Genomic DNA, 15,952 nt, shown 5'->3' with positions numbered 1-15,952 from the left:
TGCCTCAGGGATAGACGACGATCTCGGGTGAGGCGGCGTCGGCCGGCCACACCGGGATACCGGCGAGCGCTCCATCGCCGGTGAGCGACAGCGCGGCCCGGATGGGCGACGACGGATCGATCAGGTAGACGGTGCGAGGCGACAGCCGCGCGGTCATCGTGCCGCCGGCCGGCACGGTGAGCTCCAGCCGGAACGCCCCGTCCTCCGACGTGACGGCGACCACCGCGGGCTCGTCGCCCGGGTTGGCCACCGTGAGCGACGGAAGCGGTCCGCTCGGGGCCGCGAACAAGCTCGGCACATCCACGATCGGCGAAGGCGTGTACCAGGCGAAGTCGTCGCCCTCGCCGAACCCGGTGGCCTGCCACACCGCCGAGACGATCGGCGCGTCGGAGACGACCGTGACGGTGTACGAGCCGATGGCGAGACCCGCGAGAGCCAGCTCGGCGGGCTCCCCCGCGACGAGCGAGACGGCATCCGGGACCAGAGTCGGCTCCGCGCGCCCCGTCGCGGTCACCGTCACCGTGGCCGTGGCATCCGCCGACGGCGAGAGGATGCGCAGCACGGTCGCCTCGTCCGACGCACCCGACACCCCCGGCGCACCGGTCACGGCGACACCGGTGATCGTCTGGGTCTGCTCGGGCTGGGGAACGGCGCCCACCTGGTCGACCCCGCCCGGAGTCAGGGTCCGCATGATGCTCGTCTGCAGCGACGCGTGCACGGGCGCGCCGACGGCCGACACGCGGATCACCGGGCTCTCTTCGCCGAGGGCGATCCCGGCGAGCGGCACGATGCGCTGGGTGCCCGGCGCCACGATGAGCGCCGAGGAACCGGGCGGGCTCTGCTCGCCCTCCGCGCCGTAGACGGTCAGTTCCACCGTCGCTGCGACCGTGCCGGGGTTGGACACCAGCACGAGGTCGGCGGCCCCCGTGGCACCCGATCCTCCGACGAGCCACGACTCGAGCAGCGGAGGGCGGCAGGCCGACGCAGCGAAGCCCGCGAGATCGTCTGCTCTCACCGTCGACGCGCCGGCGGCCGCGACATCCACGCGTGAGCGCCCCATCGGCTGCGCGACGAACGCGACGGGCCCCTGGCCGATCGCGAGGTCCGTCACCTCGAGCGGGCGCTCCTCGGCCGGAGGTGCACCGTCGCTCACCCCGACCGTCACGGTCTGGGGCGTTGCCACGGCGATGGCATCGGCGTCGGTCGCATCTCGTCCGATCGAGAGCAGCCCGCCGTCGCACGCGACGACGGAGGCGGCCGGCGCCGGCAGCGTCGAGACGCTGACCGGCTCGTGCGTGATCGTCGGCCACGGCACCGAGACCGCGGTCACCACGGCGACGACAGCCGCCACCGAGACCACCGTGCCGATGAGCATCCGGGCGCTCGTCGTCGCCCAGCGGAACACGCGACGATCGCTCATCTGCCCTCCCTCCAATGCGGCCCGACGACACGCGGGGTGCGGCGCGCCTCACGGCGCGAGGCCCTCGTCGGCAGCGCGAGCAGCAGCGCCACCGCCACGATGATCAGCTGACCGGCGGCGATGAGCCGTCCGAGCACGGCGGCCGACGCCGGCTCGGCCGGGCGCGGGGAGACCTCGTCGATGACCCGCCACAGTTCGCCCTTGGCCGTGTCGCCGACGGCATCCAATGCCTCCCGCTGGTTGAGCGCAGTGGTCGCCGACAGGCGCATCGCGCGTGCGGCATCCGATTCGGGCTGCTCGGACGGCGCGAGAAGGATGAAGCCCACCCCCATGTCGGCGAGCTCGGCGACGACGTCCTCGGCGGACGACGTGACGAGGTCGGCGGCGATCTCAGCGATCTCCCGGTCTTGGGCCGAGGCCTCGGTGCGTGTCGAGAGGAGCGTGGTCTGACCGCCGATCGTCTCGCTCGCGCCCCACACGACTCGTGTCGCGACCCCCGCCGCGGCCTGCGGCGTCAGGACGATGGTGCCCACGTCGAGGTCGTCCCGCCCCCGCGCGGCCACGAAGGCGGGCAATGTGCTCGCAGGGCCATTGGCGATCGTCGCCGTGCCCCGAGACAGCGCGGTCAGCGACGGCACGGCCAGAAGCCCGATCGAGGCCAGCACCAGCAGTGCGGCCGATCCGCGGGCGAGCGCGAGACGCGGCGCGAGACCGGCGTCGAGCGCTACCAGCGCCCCGCCGAGCACGCCCAGCCACGCGAGGCTGAGGCCGGCGCCCGGCCAGACCGGCACGGAGATCGACTGGGTGAATGCCACCGAGACGCCGACAGCCACGAACGCGGTTCCCAGTCCGAGCGCGGTGACGACGAGGAGGGCCGCACCCACCGCCCATCGCTGCGTGAGCGGGGCGGCGAGAGCGAGGAGGGCGAGCGGGGCGGCCAGCAGTGGCACCCACCACGTCGGGCCCTCCGGCAGCATCGTGGTCCATCCGGCCAAATCGGATGTCGGGATGCCGGCGGCCAGGAGTGCGCGGCCCGCCGCATCGGCGCCCACCTGGGGTCCGTTCCACGTCACCCCGGGATCGGCGACGAGCCCCCAGATGCGATCGTTCGAGACGGCGTTCCACGCCAGCGGCAGCGCGATCGCGATGGATGGGATCACCGTCCAGATGAGGCGCGCGACGCCCCGCCCCGCGCGCAGCACCACCGCGAGGACGATCGCCCCGACCCACAGCACGACGAGCGCCGGCGCGAGCGAGGGCGCGCTCGCGATCACGGCGGCCAGCACGAGCGAGGCCACGCCGGCGCCCGCCCAGGATCGATGGGCCACGGACCCCGCGACGAAGAGCCACGGCAGCAACAGGTGCACGAGCACGGCCGTCGGCCGCCCCTGGGTGAGCGCCACCAGGAAGGTGGGCGCCAGCGCCCACACCGCACCGCCCAGCAGGCGCAGCAGGGACCGCTCGGTGATCCGGGTCGCGGCGAACCATCCGCCGAGCGACGCCAGCGGAAGGGCGAGGATCCACAGCCCCACGAGCGCGCGCGACGGCTCCCAGGCGGCAACCGAGCCCAGCACCGCGATGACGGTGGCGAAGGGGTCGGCCGGCCCCACCGTGTCGAGGCCGAGCGCGCGCTGTCCGAACGCGGCGTCGTTCCACAGACCGCCTACTGTCGTGGCGAGCGGCTGCAGCGCGCCGCCTCCGATGACCGGCCACGCCAGCAGCGCGGGGAACGCCGCGATCGACACCACGAGGGCGCCGAGCACGAGCCAGGCGCCTCCGCCCGAGAAGAAGCGCAGGTCGCCGCGCCGATGACCGCCGACGGGCGCATCGGGCTCGTCGTCCAGCCGCTCGCGCAACTCGGTGCGGGTGGTGCGCAGCGGTGCCAGCTGAGCCCACGGCACGATCTTCGTGAAAGCGAGCCGACGGCGGGCCCGGGCTATGGAGACGAGTCGCACCATCGTCACGACGGCAGCCGCCCACTCCGGCCCGATGCGCGACGGCTCCTTGCGAACGAGGTCGACGACGGTGCGCCACAGAGCGAGCGGGAGCAGCGAGAGCCAGTGCAGCGGGACCGCCAGCGCGGGCGCGTAGACCAGGCGCCGATGCAGCTGCGCAGCCCGTTCGGCATAGGCGATGCGTCTCCGCCGCTGCGGCGTGGTCGGTGCCGGCAGACTCGCGACCCCGTCGCCGGCGACCGCCACCAGGGCGCCGGGCACCAGCGTCACCCGTGCGCCGGAGAGGCGGGCGCGGAGCCCGAGGTCGAGCCCTTCGTCGGCGCCGCTCAGTCCGCGATCGAGGCCGCGCAGAGCGCTCCACGTCTCGGCGCGGATCAGGCTGCCGCGCACATCCGCGCCGAGCACGTCCTCACGCCCATCGTGCTGACCCTGATCGAACTCGCCCTCGGCGATGCCGACCGCTCTGCCGAGGCGCGTCATCCCGACGCCGAGCGACACGATCTCCGAGCGATCGTCCCAGCGGACGAGCTTCGGCGCGACGTACGCCACTGACGGCGAGAGTTCGAGCGCGCCGGCGAGGCGGGCCAGAGCGTCGGGCTCCGGAGCCGTGTCCTGCGCCAGCAGCCAGACCGCATCGCCGTCCAGACGCGGCGACGCCAGCGCGGTCGCGGCCGCGAACCCCGTCGACGCGGGTGCCCGCACGACGGACTCGGCGCCTGCGGCCTCCGCGATGTCGGTCAGATGCTCATCGCCGCCGCAGAGGACGATCGTCAGAGCGTCTACGCGACGGGTCTGCTCCGCGAGCGCTGCCAGCGTGCGCTTCAGGTGGAACGCGGCAGGGGCACGTCCGTCAGGACGCACGACGAGAACGGCGTGAACACGGTGGGACGAAACGGCGGGCATGACGTCGTCAGCCTAGGCGGGCGCTCCGCTGTCGCCGGGGTGCACGCGCCGCGTCCGCCGGATCGCACCGAACCGAAACGGAGGGGTCGTTCAGCTGGCGCGGCGCTTGAGCTTGCGGCGTTCCCGCTCGCTGAGCCCGCCCCAGATACCGAAGCGCTCGTCGTTCTGCAGTGCGTATTCCAGGCATTCGCCGCGTACGTCGCACGTCCCGCAGATGCGCTTGGCATCGCGTGTGGAGCCGCCCTTCTCGGGGAAGAACGCCTCCGGATCGGTCTGCGCGCACAAGGCGTCGGTCTGCCAGGACAACGGATTGTCTTCGACAACATCGATGTTGCGACGAACCCCCGGCACCCCCAGCTGGACCGGATCGACGAACCAGTCGTCGGGAACGCCGGAACGGAATTGCGAAACCGTCATGTCGTTCTCACCCCCGTGATCCCACTCCCACGCTGGTGCGTGTTGGGACTAATTACACCCGTGTAGTTCCTCGAGGTCAAGTCGCAGATATTAAAGCCTCAACCGAGTCTTGAACCTTCACGACGCGCCGACGGCGTGTCGCGCTGTCATAACGGTCCGATGAGAGGCGGCTCGACGAGCCGCTCTGCGGACGCCGGTGGAGCCCAGGATGCCCGGGGTACCCTGAGAGGCGATGGCCGTCCACTCCCAGCACCCCGCGTCGGCGCCGCCCGCGCCCCCGGTCCGCGAGAAGACCGGCCACCTCATGCTGCGCGGCTGGTGCATCTTCGTTCTCTTCATGTCACTCTCGGGCACCGCCTGGGTTCATACCTTCGGCGCGACGGCCGCCGCCGCCGTCACCATCGCCGGCGGAATGCTCTCGGTCGTGCTGTGGATCATCGTGCGTCCACCCGTGCAATGGCGACGACTCCCCTGGTTCGTCGTCGCATACGTGGCGTGGGCGACTCTGTCGCTCGTGTGGTCGGCGTGGCCGGAGGCCACAGCCCTGACCCTCCTGCTGCTGTGGATCACGACGATCCAAGCCCTCTTCATCGGAAGCGTGCTGACCTGGCGCGAACTCGTGCGGGCCGCGGCATCCGCCCTCAAGTGGGTCATGGCGCTCTCACTGCTGTTCGAGCTGTGGGTGTCGGTCGTCGTCGGCCGTGCGATCCTGCCGGGCTTCGTCGCCGAAGATGCGGCAGATCCCATCGAGTACTGGTCGCGCAACAATCTGTTCGACTTCCCCGGGCGCATCCAAGGCATCATGGGCAACGCGAACCTGCTCGGCCCGGTCGCGCTGCTCGCGATCATCGTCTTCGCGATCCGCATCGCGTCGGGCGCACCCCGCCGCACGCTCCTGGGCGGATGGATCGTCGTGTCGGCATTCCTCTTCGTCCGCGCCTCGTCGGCGACCGCCTACCTCGCCGCCGGCGCCGTCGTCGTCGTCCTCACCACCGTTCTTCTCATGCGCCGCGCGCGGAAGCCCGGCGAGCGCACCAAGTACTACGTCGCGTACGCGATCGTCGGCGTCGGAGGCCTCGTCACCCTGTGGCTGCTGCGCGACACGATCTTCACGACCCTCGGCCGCAGCGCAGACCTGACCGGCCGCGAGAGCATCTGGGAGGCCGTGCTCGAACGCGCCGCGGAACGCCCTTGGACCGGCTGGGGCTTCTCGACGCCGTGGGTGCCGTGGGACCCGGCGTTCGACGGCTGGATCCTCGACCACGGGCAGAGTGTGCTGCAGGCGCACAACATGTGGGTGGATGTCTCGATGCAGCTCGGCATCGTCGGCGTCGTGCTCATCGGGTTCGTGTATCTCGCCTTCGTCTGGCGCTCCTGGTTCTTCGCCGTCGATCGCCCGAGGTGGGACCTCCGCGACGACCGGCCTTACTCCGCGCTCACGCTGCTGCCGACCCTGGTCGGCACCATCCTCCTCGTGCAGGGCTTGGCGGAATCGACACCGCTCCTGGTGTGGGGCTGGCTCTTCGTCGTCATGCTCGGCGCGAAGATCAAGCAGTCTCCCCACGTCGGCGAGGGGCCGGCCGAGCAGAGCGCGGCCATCGAGCGCGGCGAGCCGACGAAGCGGGACGCATGAGCACCGCGCCCCGCCCCGCGCAGACCGGGTGGCTGACGGCGCTGCTGGGCTCGGCATCCTTCGCACGGGCGTTCACGCTCGCCGTGCTCGGCGCCGTCTTCGCGTCCTACGCGATCGAGCGGATCGCGGGACGCGTGACCTACATCACGATCATCGCGGGCCTGTGCGTGCTGGGCGCCGCCGTGCTGGTCGTCCGCCGGCAGGAGATCTCGCTGCTGCGGCTCGTGCCGACCACCGTCGTCGCGTTCGTCGGGTGGGCGCTCGCGAGCGTCTTCTGGAGCTCGGACGCCTCGACGTCGTTCTGGAGCTGGGTGTCACTGGCCGGCCTCGCGTTCCTCGCGGTCGTGATCGGGCACATCCGCGACACGCTGCAGACCGTCCGCGCACTCGGCGACGTGCTGCGTGTGCTGCTCGCCGCGTCGCTCGCGATCGAGGTTCTCGCGGGGGTGCTGCTCGACATCCCGATCCGCTTCCTCGGAGTGCAGGGCAACCTCGCCCAGCTCGGGCCGATACAGGGTGTCTTCGGCACCCGCAACCTGCTCGGCTTCGTCGCCGTCCTCGCGCTCATCACCTTCCTCATCGAATACCGCACGCAGTCCGTGCGTCCCGGCCTCTCCATCGCATCGGTCGTGCTCGCCGGAGGGCTCGCCGCGCTCAGCGACTCGCCCACCGTGGTCGTGCTCGCGGCCGGCGTCGGTGCGGCGGTCGGCGCGCTCGCGCTCGTCCGCCACACCCGCCCCGAGCAGCGCACCGCCCTGCAGCTCGGCCTGGGGGCGCTCGTCGTCATCGGCGTCGTCGTCGGCTACACGGCACGGCATCCGATCATCGCGTGGCTCGGCGCCGGGAGCGACTTCTCGATGCGCGTGGACCTGTGGAACCTGATGGTCGACATGGTCCGCTTCCGCCCCGTGCAGGGCTGGGGCTGGTTCGGACCCTGGGCGCCTCGGGAGTTCCCGTTCAACGCCATCAACTTCCGCCTCGACGCCACCCATGCGACCGGGTTGAACGCCTACTTCGACGTGATGCTCCAGCTCGGCTGGGTCGGCCTCGTGCTCTTCCTCGCGCTGGGCGGCCTCGCGCTGGCCCGCTCGTGGCTCGTCGCGAGCGAACGTCGTTCGGTGGTCTACGCGTGGACGCCCCTGATCCTGGTCGCGCTGCTGGTGGATTCCATGTTCGAGAGCTTCACCCTCACGAGCCTGGGCTGGCTCCTGCTGGTGCTGTGCGCCGTTCGGGCCGGTCAGTCGCGGTCGTGGCGCGAGAGCATCGGCGGCGCCGAGACGACCGGCGGGCTTCCCCACGTCGAGTCCGCGCCGGGCGACGTCGGCCCGCCCCCCGGCGAACGAGGCGCCCAGGGATCACCGGGCGACGCAGGGTAGGCTTCCTCTCGGCCCGACGTCTCGGCGCCCGACGCCCCGTTCCCGGAGATCCTCCCTCGTGACACACGTTCCGACCGCCGCGCCGTTCGACCCGGCCACCGCCACGATCGCCGTCGTCACCTACAACCGCTCGGGCCTGCTCACGCGTCTGCTCACGAGCATCGTGGCGATGGACCCGAAGCCGGGCCATGTCGTCGTCATCGACAACGCATCGACCGACGACACCGCGGATGTCGTGGAGTCCTTCCGCGACGGCCTCGGTGACACCGAGCTGATCTACCGCCGGATGGAGACCAACACCGGCGGTTCCGGCGGATTCAGCGAGGGCATGCGCGTTGCCTATGACCTGGGTTCGCAGTGGATCTGGCTCATGGACGACGACGTGGAGGTCCTCCCCGACGGCCTCGCCCGGATGGGCAAGTGGGCTCCGCGATTCAAGAGCATCCAGGGACGCCGCTACGACTACGACGGCAGCGAGTTCTATTGGCAGTACCGCGTCGCCGAGCCCCTCGCCATCCCGATCCCGTTCGCGCCCGCCGCATTCGACGAATCCGGCTTCAAGCCGATGAACTCGGGATGCTTCGAGGGAATGTTCATCCACCGCGACATCGTCCGGCAGATCGGCCTGCCCGATCCCCGCTTCTTCATCTACTGGGACGACCAGACCTACGGCTGGCTCGCCTCGCGCAAGACCCCGTCGGTCATCGTCGATGAGTTCGTGCTGCGGCGCACGCGCGAGATCAAGCAGTGGGACATGGGCATTCGCCACATGAACGCGTCGAGCAACGCATACCGCTACTACATCATGCGCAACCGCGCCCACATCAAGCAGTACTACCGTGCGCTGCACGTCTACAACCCGATCCTCTTCGGCCTGGGCACGACCCTCACCTTCGGCAAAGAGCTCATCCGGCTCGTGTTCGTCGAGCGCACCGTGCGCGGCACCTCGAACCTGTTCCGCGGCCTCCGCGACGGACGAAAGATCGCAAAGGATGCCTCGTGGCGGCCGATGCCGCCGCTCGAGGCCGCGACCACCCAGGGCTGAGACCGGCGCCACAGCCACCCGCCGGTGCTCTGGGCAAGACGGTGACTCGCCCGGAGCAGCACGGCCGACCGGCTGCGTCAGGAAGTGCTGCCGAATTTCCGCGCAATCGCTCTTCCGAGGTTGCGAGTCGCCCCCAGTATTCCGGTCGTCTGCTTCAGCTCGGATGCCGTCATCGCGAGTTCGCGGGTCACGGCCTCGATTCGCATCTGCGCGCCGTCGGCGCGCGCGCGCTCGCTGCGCTCCGAGTCGATCACGTCCCGTGCGGTACGCCCGTTGAAGTCCACGGTGAGCTCCTCGACCTGTCGCACCGCGCGACGCAGCTCCGCCAGGAGCGGTCCGGTCGGAAGTGCCGGCGCTTTGCCCTGCCGCACACGGCGCTGCGGGATCACGGGCCACTGGTGGTCCGGCGAGTCGAAGTTGTCCACTTGCAGAACGCGGACGGACGCATCGCCCGAGCGAAGAGCCGCGAGCACGGAAAGCTGATCACGCCTCGAATAGCGGAGCACGTGGTTGGCCCACACCCGCATCGTGGCGGCGACTGCAGGGTTCCGACGGCGGACCAGGATCCCCGTCCACAGGGGCCGGCTTTCGAGCACTTCCGGGCAATCCAGGGAGTAGTCCACGAGCTGCTCGTACACGCGGGAACGGTCGTCGTACTGGAGACGCACGACCTCGTCGAACTCGTCGAGGAGCTGCTCGCGGTAGCCGTGGGTCGACAGCGCGATGTCGTCTCCGTCGGTCAGCCAGTCTTCGACCACCTGTTCGGGCACCCTGCGCAGAAGGACGGATGCGTCGATGTACAACGTCACGTCGTATTCGTCGAGAGAATCGTCGCCGAGGATCTTCAGAAGGCGTGCGCTGCGGACCGGATCCTGCCCGAATGCCCTTTTGACGCGCCGGATCTCCCAGGTCTCGCTGGTGAGATCGGGGTCGTCGGTGAAACAGATGAAGTCCGCTGTGCTCTGCGCTGCGACCGACTGCTCGATGAGCCCGTCATATTGTCCGATCAGCGCGGTGTACACGCAGATTCTCATCGAAGGTGATCCCTTTCGTTCGTGGGCGCCCTTATGCGCGTCGGGCGAGCGGGGCTTCGTGGTGCGCGGGGATCGCAACCATGCGACTCTCGTCCCTCCACCGTACCGTGCGGCCGGCTACGCCCGTCGCGCGGGGATTGGTCACCGAAACGGCGTCCGACGCGGGGTACCTTGGAGGAATGGACAGGGCGACTCGGACCCCAGGGGCCGCCCGCGCCCGCGGAGCCGCGCGCGCCCTCGCGGTGGCCTTCGGAGGTTTGCCCCACACGGTCGGGACCGTCGACAGCCCACCCCCGCATGTCGCCGGTGACATCACCGGCCTGTGGCTGCGCAACGGACGTTCCCGGGAGCGGATCATCGATCCCACGTCGCCCGAGGTCGTCACGATGACCACGCACGGCGAGCGACTGCGCGATGTGTGGCTGGCGATCGAGTCGATCGGCCGGGGCACGGTCAAGCCTCAGCGCCTGGTGCTGTGGCTGGACCGTCCACTGTCGCGCACTCCGCGGCGCCTTCGAGTTCTGCAGAAGCGCGGCCTCGAGATCCGATTCACCGATCCTGGCCTCGGTGTTCACACCAAGTACTGGCCTTACCTGTCGACCGAGCGTCTCGATCGCCCGCTCGTCATGAGCGATGACGACATCGTCTATCCCGCAACCTGGTTGGAGGAGCTGCGGGAGGCTGCCGCCGAATCCCCCGGGTGCGTCATCGCACATCGCGCACACGTCATCGGAATGTCGTCGGAATCCGAGTTCAGCCCGTACTCCTCGTGGGCACCGTGCGAATCCGCCGAGGCGCACTACACCCACTTCGCCACTTCCGTCTCAGGGCAGCTTCTTCCGCCGGAGCTGCAGCGCGCCATCCTCGCGGATGGAACGGAGTTCCTTCATCGTGCCCCGACCGCCGACGACGTCTGGTTCCACTACCAGGCGGTGAAGAACGGCTTCCCGACTCGCCAGGTGCTCGACCGCCAGCAGCATTGGTGGTTCATTCCCGGCTCACAGGAGACCGGCCTGAACGCGATCAATGTCGCGGGGGGCGAGAACGATCGTCAGATGGCGGCCACGCACACGCCGGGGACGAGAAGCCGGATCTGGGCCGACGCCCAGACGATCAACTGACTGAGACGTCGGTGAAGATCGTGCCCGTTTGGCGCTGGTCCGCGGGAACGTAGAACGCCGCCGCCTGCCACGCGATGTCGACCGACCGCCCATCGGCGTCCTGCAGCTCGACGTTCACGAAGTACTGCCCGCCTGCGAACCGGACGTCCTTCAGCTCGTAGGCGATCTCGGCCTCACCCGCCGCGGCGGGTCCGTGACTCGTGCCGAGTCGACGGCTGCCGGTGCCGAACACCTGCTGGCCGCCGGATGTATCGACGCTCACGCTCGAGTTCCACACGTCGACGGGGCGAGAGTGCCTCACCTTTACGCGAACCGTGACCGTCTGACCTGGCTCGACGTCGCGGACGACCGCGCCGTGCTCGTCCTCGACGCTCACCCCGACGACTTCGCCGTGGGCCGCCTGCTCGCCTGCCGTCTGTGCGGCATGCTCGGATTCCTCGCGTTCGACGATCATCTTGCGCTTGCCCTCGAGTATCTCTCGGTGAACGCGCGTCGCGTCGGCCGCGGAGCCGATGAAGGCCACGCCACCATCGCGGAGCACGATGCCTTCGTCACAGACCTCCATGACCTGGGCCGCCGAGTGCGAGACGAGGACGATCGTTCGGCCTTCCTTCTGGAACTGACGGATCTTGTCCATGCACTTGCGCTGGAATGCCTCATCGCCGACGGCGAGCACCTCGTCCACGAGGAGCAGGTCGGGGTCGGTGTGCACCGCTACCGCGAACGCGAGACGAACGTACATTCCGGAGGAGTAGAACTTCACCTGCGTGTCGATGAAGTCGCCGATCTCGGAGAAGGCGACGATGCTCTCGAACTCGGCATCCGTCTGCTCGCGCGACAGCCCCAGAACAGCGGCGTTGAGGTAGATGTTGTCGCGGCCGGAGAGGTCTGGGTGGAAGCCGGCGCCAAGCTCGAGCAGCGCAGCCAGCCTGCCGCGACGGCGAACGGTGCCCGACGAGGGCTCGATGATTCCGCCGATGACTTTGAGCAGGGTGCTCTTTCCGGAGCCGTTCGTTCCGATGAGCCCGATCGTGCGTCCCGCCTGGATCGAGAAGGACACCTTGTCGAGCGCGCGGAACTCCTCCTGATGGGCGCGACCGCGTCGACCGAGGGTCACCACTCGTTCCTTGAGAGAGTTGTCTCGGCGGATCACGAACGATTTTGACACGTCGTCGACGACGATGATGTCCGGTGCGGATCCGGCGTGAAGTGGCAGAGACACGGTCAGAGCTCCTGTGCGAAGTTGCCCTGGAGCCGCGCGAACGCGCGCTGGCAGAACCAGAACAGTACCAGGCCGACGCCGAAAGCGATCAGCATCCTGAGCTCGAGGTGGGCGGGATAGTCGGCAGCGGTGCCCGCCGCCCAGAAGGTTCGATGGAAGCCGAGCACGGCGAGCGTGATCGGATTGTTCGTGTAGACCTCCAGCAGCCAGGCCGGCAAGCCGAACTGAGCGAACACATCCTTTACCATGTTCCAGCCGTAGACGATCGGCGACGCCCACAGCGCGAGCATGAGCAGAATCTGCGTGAGGTACTGGATGTCTCTCAGATAGACGTTAAGAGACGCCAGCAGGATGCCCAGGGCAGCCGCGTACACGACGATCAGCAGTACCGAGGGAATGAAGTACAGGAGTCCGCCGAGAGCGGGTGGGGTGAGCAGGATCAGGCACGCCGAGACCAGGACCACGACCTGCATACTGAACGTGAACAGGCCGGAGCCGATCGATGCGAGGGGGAACACCTCGCGCGGCACGTACACCTTCTTCACAAGTCCGGAGTTCGCGACGATCGAACCGGTCATGCCGGTCAGCGTCTCGGAGAACAATCCGAAGATGGTGAGCCCCGAGAACACGTAGATCGCGAAGTTGTCGATCCCCTTCGCGGCGCCGAGGATCTGACCCATCACGAGGTAGTAGATCAGGAGCTGGACGATCGGATTGATCAAGGTCCACAGGAGTCCGAGCGCACTGTCTTTGTAACGCGCCTTGATGTCGCGACGAATGAGGAGCCCCAGCAGCTGCCGGTGCGATAGCACCGCCCGAAAGGAGGCCCAGGTGCCGCGGCCGGATCCGCCGGTGGCCACCATCGGTTCGACGCGGAGGCGATCGAATCGGTTGAGAGCACTGTCAGTCACGGTCGCTCTGCTCCCTTTTCCACAACAGCCCACAACTATACCTGCGCGTCCCTGAGAGTCGCGCCAGGGATGGTGGTGAGCGGATCAGCCCGCGGGGTGGTCCGCGTTGTAGCGGTCGAGCACCTCGTCGATGGGCGCATCCATCGCGAGGCGGTGCTTGTCGAGGTAGAGACCGCGCGTGCAGAAACGGCGCAGGTCTCGTTCGCTGTGCGACACGAAGAACAGGGTTCGCCCCTCGGCGAGCAGCTCGTCGATGCGCTTGTAGCACTTCTCGCGGAAGGCCTTGTCGCCGACCGCGAGCACCTCGTCTACGAGCAGAACGGGCTCTTCGAGCTGCGAGACGACCGAGAACGCGAGGCGCACCTTCATGCCGTTGCTCAGGTGTTTGTACGGGGTGTCGAGGAAATCGCCGAGCTCGGCGAAGTCGATGATGCCGTCGAAGCGACGTGCGACCTCGGCCTTCGACATGCCATGAAGGCCCGACGTCAGCCGGACGTTCTCGCGCACGGTGAGATCGCCGACGAAACCGCCGGTGATCTCGATGAGCGGCGCAACACCGCCGTGCACGGTCACCGATCCTTCGTCGGGCAGCATCACGCCGGCGACGAGCTTCAGCAGCGTCGACTTGCCCTGGCCGTTGCGTCCCACGACCCCGATCGATTCGCCGGGCTTGACGTCGAACGATACGTCTCGCAGGGCCCAGAACTCCCCCGGCTTCGACCGACGCGAGGAGTCCGAGAACAGGTCCTTGATGCTGCGCCTGCCCCGCCGGTTGCGGCGGAAGCGCACGCCGAGGCCCTCCACCTGGATCGCGAGATCGGTGCCCATCGCAGTGTGTTCGGCCACCATCACAGTTCCTTGAGAAGGGGTCGCTCCAGGCGACGGAAGACGGAGAGGCCGAGAGCGAGGAACGCGAACGACATGACCGCGCCGATACCGATCACCCATGGGTCCCACTCCTCGGCGAAGAACCCGACTCGGTACAGGGCGAAGATGCCGGCGAGGGGGTTGAAGGCGGCGAGTGTCTCGAAGGCGCCTGGCAGATCCTCCACCCCATAGATCACCGGGGACGCGTAGAAGAGGGCGCGCAGAATGAGTTTGGTCGTCCGCTCCAAGTCGTTCCAGAGCACACAGAGAGGCGCGACCAGCAGACCGAGCCCGACCAGGAGGACCGCCTGCAGGAGGATCGCGACGGGCACCCACAGCAGCCCCCAGCTGAGTTGCGCCGGCGTGTTGGCGAACTGGGAGATGACCACGAACAGCGCGAGGACCGGTAGCGAGCACAGGAACTCGATGCCCTTGCTGAGCACGATGCGATTGACCCAGATCGAGCGCGGGATCGCCGTCGACCGCACGAGCCGGGCGTCCTTGGCGAAGGCCCGGGTGAAGTCCGACACCGACGAGTTGAACCACACCCACGGCAGCAGAGCGGTGATGAGGAAGACGATGTACGGCTCGTGACCCACAGTGCGCTGGAAGACCTGGGTGAAGACGAACCAGTAGATCGCGCTCATGACGAGCGGATCCAGAATCGACCAGAGGTATCCCAGCGCGCTCGTCGAGTAGCGCACCTTGAGATCGCGCGCCGACAGCAGCCACAGCGAGTGGAGGTAGCGCCGGGGCGATCCGGGGGCGCCGACGGCGGCTGTGGTCACGGTGTCGAGTCTAGGGTCCGAAGCTCACGCGAGCTGGTTGTTCCACATCGACAGCGCAGACCCGATGGCCATGTGCATATCCAGGTACTGGTACGTGCCGAGGCGCCCGCCGAACAGGACGTCCTTCTCGCCGACGGCGAGCTCTCGATAGGCGAGCACACCGGCGCGATCCTCCGGGGTGTTCACCGGGTAGTACGGCTCGTCGTCGCGCGTGGCAAAGCGCGAGAACTCGCGCATGATGACGGTCTTGTCACTCGGATAGCGGTCCGCGCGCTCGGGGTGGAAGTGCTTGAACTCATGGATGCGGGTGTACGGGACATCCGCATCGGCGTAGTTCATCACCGACGTCCCCTGGAAATCGCCGACGGGCAGAACCTCCTGCTCGAGGTCGATCGTGCGCCAGCTCAGCGCACCCGCGGCGTAGTCGAAGTAGCGGTCGACGGGTCCCGTGTACACGACCGGCAACTGCCCTACGGTCGCCCTCTTGTTGAGCGGCTGCGACTCGTCGAAGTAGTCGGTGCCGAGTTCGACCTCGATGTTCGGGTGATCCGCCATCCGCTCCAGCCACGCCGTATAGCCGTCCGTCGGCAGCCCTTCCCACGTGTCGTTGAAGTAGCGGCTGTCGTAGTTGTAGCGCACCGGAAGACGGCTGATGACCTCGGCAGGCAGCTCCCTCGGGTCGGTCTGCCACTGTTTGCCGGTGTAGTCGCGAATGAACGCCTCGTAGAGGGGGCGCCCGATGAGCGCGATCGCCTTCTCCTCGAGGTTCGCGGCATCCTTCGCATCGAATTCTTCCGAGAGTTCGTTCACGAGAGCGCGTGCCTCGTCGGGCGAGTATGCAGCCTGGAAGAACTGGTTGATCGTGCCGAGGTTGATCGGCAATGGATACACGACGTTCTTGTGGTTCGTGTACACGCGGTGCACGTAGTTCGTGAAGCTCGTGAAGCGGTTCACGTACTCCCACACGCCGGGGTTGGAGGTGTGGAAGAGATGCGCGCCGTACTTGTGCACCTCGATGCCCGTCGCGGGCTCTTCCTCGCTGTACGCGTTGCCGCCGATGTGGGGGCGCCGGTCGATCACGGTCACTTTCCGACCGGATGCTGCAGCCCGTTCGGCGATGGTGAGTCCGAAGAAGCCGGAGCCAACGATGAGCAGATCCATCAGCGCGAGTGCTTTCTGAAGAAGCGGACCGTGACGCAGGCACAGTCGGCGGACAACTCGCCGCCGCATAGGATTCTACGCGGCCCCATCGTGCAGCCG

General features: G+C 68.4%; 13 protein-coding genes. 4 read left to right on the top strand and 9 right to left on the bottom strand.

Features of this window, described 5'->3' with window-relative positions; genetic code table 11:
- Positions 1-4 precede the first annotated feature (4 nt).
- From KEC57_RS14660 to KEC57_RS14650, 3 genes are all read right to left on the bottom strand, one after another.
- Positions 5-1,420 carry a DUF5719 family protein gene (locus KEC57_RS14660; protein ID WP_229385437.1) on the bottom strand — a complete coding sequence of 472 codons (1,416 nt, stop codon included), beginning with the start codon at positions 1,418-1,420 and terminating at the stop codon, positions 5-7.
- On the bottom strand, positions 1,417-4,278 hold the full coding sequence (locus KEC57_RS14655; RefSeq protein WP_229385436.1) for a glycosyltransferase: 2,862 nt from the start codon (positions 4,276-4,278) through the stop codon (positions 1,417-1,419). The genes KEC57_RS14660 and KEC57_RS14655 overlap by 4 nt, the downstream gene beginning before the upstream one ends.
- Before the next feature lie 90 nt (positions 4,279-4,368).
- Entirely contained in the window at positions 4,369-4,695 is a 327-nt protein-coding gene (locus tag KEC57_RS14650) for a WhiB family transcriptional regulator (protein ID WP_229385434.1), read from the bottom strand.
- A gap of 232 nt (positions 4,696-4,927) precedes the next feature.
- Between KEC57_RS14650 and KEC57_RS14645 the strand changes: the two genes are divergently transcribed.
- Genes KEC57_RS14645 through KEC57_RS14635 form a run of 3 tightly spaced genes read left to right on the top strand, consistent with a single transcriptional unit; the run spans position 4,928 to position 8,749 of the window.
- Positions 4,928-6,328, top strand: a complete 1,401-nt coding sequence (locus KEC57_RS14645) for an O-antigen ligase family protein (RefSeq protein WP_229385433.1) — start codon at positions 4,928-4,930, stop codon at positions 6,326-6,328.
- The gene (locus KEC57_RS14640; RefSeq protein WP_229385432.1) at positions 6,325-7,704 is read left to right on the top strand and encodes an O-antigen ligase family protein; all 1,380 of its coding nucleotides are present in this window, start codon (positions 6,325-6,327) and stop codon (positions 7,702-7,704) included. The genes KEC57_RS14645 and KEC57_RS14640 overlap by 4 nt, the downstream gene beginning before the upstream one ends.
- 58 nt (positions 7,705-7,762) lie before the next feature.
- Positions 7,763-8,749, top strand: a complete 987-nt coding sequence (locus tag KEC57_RS14635; RefSeq protein WP_229385431.1) for a glycosyltransferase family 2 protein — start codon at positions 7,763-7,765, stop codon at positions 8,747-8,749.
- Positions 8,750-8,826: 77 nt separating this feature from the next.
- On the opposite strand, the gene KEC57_RS14630 is transcribed toward KEC57_RS14635, so the two are convergent.
- Positions 8,827-9,783 carry a glycosyltransferase domain-containing protein gene (locus KEC57_RS14630; protein ID WP_229385430.1) on the bottom strand — a complete coding sequence of 319 codons (957 nt, stop codon included), beginning with the start codon at positions 9,781-9,783 and terminating at the stop codon, positions 8,827-8,829.
- A 179-nt stretch (positions 9,784-9,962) separates the two neighbouring features.
- On the opposite strand from KEC57_RS14630, the gene KEC57_RS14625 reads away from it, so the two are divergent.
- A complete protein-coding gene (locus KEC57_RS14625; RefSeq protein ID WP_229385429.1) occupies positions 9,963-10,904 on the top strand; it encodes a hypothetical protein in 942 nt (313 codons plus the stop codon).
- On the opposite strand, the gene KEC57_RS14620 is transcribed toward KEC57_RS14625, so the two are convergent.
- The 5 genes from KEC57_RS14620 to glf all read right to left on the bottom strand — a co-directional run bounded on the left by KEC57_RS14620 (position 10,897) and on the right by glf (position 15,853).
- Complete coding sequence (locus KEC57_RS14620; RefSeq protein ID WP_229385428.1) at positions 10,897-12,126, bottom strand: ABC transporter ATP-binding protein; 1,230 nt, start codon at positions 12,124-12,126, stop codon at positions 10,897-10,899. The genes KEC57_RS14625 and KEC57_RS14620 overlap by 8 nt on opposite strands.
- Positions 12,127-12,128: 2 nt before the next feature.
- Complete coding sequence (locus tag KEC57_RS14615) at positions 12,129-13,037, bottom strand: ABC transporter permease (RefSeq protein WP_229385427.1); 909 nt, start codon at positions 13,035-13,037, stop codon at positions 12,129-12,131.
- A gap of 84 nt (positions 13,038-13,121) precedes the next feature.
- A complete protein-coding gene (locus KEC57_RS14610; protein ID WP_229385423.1) occupies positions 13,122-13,886 on the bottom strand; it encodes an ABC transporter ATP-binding protein in 765 nt (254 codons plus the stop codon).
- Positions 13,886-14,692, bottom strand: coding sequence for an ABC transporter permease (locus KEC57_RS14605; RefSeq protein WP_229385422.1), 807 nt, complete (start codon positions 14,690-14,692; stop codon positions 13,886-13,888). Before KEC57_RS14605 ends, KEC57_RS14610 begins: the two co-directional genes overlap by 1 nt.
- Positions 14,693-14,716: 24 nt before the next feature.
- Entirely contained in the window at positions 14,717-15,853 is a 1,137-nt protein-coding gene (gene glf / locus KEC57_RS14600) for a UDP-galactopyranose mutase (protein ID WP_229385420.1), read from the bottom strand.
- Positions 15,854-15,952: the final 99 nt, after the last annotated feature.

The sequence above is a fragment of the Microbacterium allomyrinae genome, from assembly GCF_020682705.1.
GTDB lineage: Bacteria > Actinomycetota > Actinomycetes > Actinomycetales > Microbacteriaceae > Microbacterium > Microbacterium allomyrinae.
Note: the sequence above shows the minus strand (reverse complement) of the source record. Positions and strands in the feature narration are given on the sequence as shown.